This window comes from Aeromonas sp. ASNIH8 (genome assembly GCF_002919855.1).
Lineage (GTDB): Bacteria > Pseudomonadota > Gammaproteobacteria > Enterobacterales > Aeromonadaceae > Aeromonas > Aeromonas caviae.
The window spans coordinates 1-979 of record NZ_PQLN01000243.1; the positions used below are offsets into that span (position 1 = coordinate 1).

Annotated in this window: 1 protein-coding gene; it reads left to right on the plus strand. The window is 61.0% G+C overall.

Going from position 1 to position 979, the window contains the following annotated elements; all coding sequences use genetic code 11:
* Nucleotides 1-971: IS66-like element ISAs21 family transposase (locus tag C3418_RS23695; RefSeq protein ID WP_103859389.1), on the plus strand; the 971-nt coding region annotated here is incomplete at its 5' end.
* Nucleotides 972-979 lie beyond the last annotated feature (8 nt).

Below are 979 nucleotides of genomic sequence, written 5' to 3' on the forward strand. Positions count from 1 at the left end.
ATACGGTGAGCCACAGCCAGATGGGGGCTAATCTGCTGAGCTATATCGCTTTGCAGAGTGGTCAGTTCCACCAGAGCATCAGCAAGATACAGCAGCAGCTCAAGCAGCACTTCGGTTTGAGCTTTAGCCGAGGCGCCATCAGTGAAGCGCAAGGCCGGGTCAGCGCCATGCTCACCCCGACCCACCAAGCCATCAAACAGCAAGTGCAGTCTGCCGCCATCATCCATGCCGATGAAACCCGGCACCAGCGGGGCGGTGAGCGACGCTGGATGTGGCTGGCCCTGAGCAAGGTCGCGGTCTGCTTCATGACGGCGTTTGGCCGCGGTCAGGAGGCAGCGAAGCGGTTGCTGGGCAGTGAGCTTGATGGGGTGCTGGTGACCGACCAGTATGCGGGATACCGCTTCATCGACAGCGCCCAGCGCCAACTGTGCTGGGCGCATGTGCTGCGCAACGTGGCGGCGATTGCCGAGAGTAGCGACGCCGTCAACCAGCCTATCGGAGCCCGGCTGGTACTGCTGGCTGACACGGTGTTCAGAACCCGGCATGGCTATGAACAAGGCTGCTTAAGCCGGGAGCAGTACCAGCGAAGGTTGCAGCGATGTCGGCAAAGCTGGCGAAGGCAGCTGGAGCGGGGCAGTGTACTGTGTTCCAAGCGCTACCGTGGGCGCTGCCAGTTACTGCTCAAGGACGATGAGATGCTATGGCGTTTTATGGAAAACGACGAGATAGCGCTGACCAACAATGAAGCGGAGCGGGCGCTGCGTGGCTATGTGCTGTGGCGCAAGGGAAGCTATGGCGTCTGGTCGCATCGAGGCGAGCAGTTCAGGCAGCGTATCCTATCGTTGGTGGAGACGGCCAAGCGATTGGGCCGCTGCCCGCAGGAGTGGCTGAGGGCAGTTGTCAGGTCCTGCATCGAGAAAACCGACTACCCGTTCCCGGAGGAGTTGGTGCTGTCAACACCGTCCCGGTGAACGGTTAC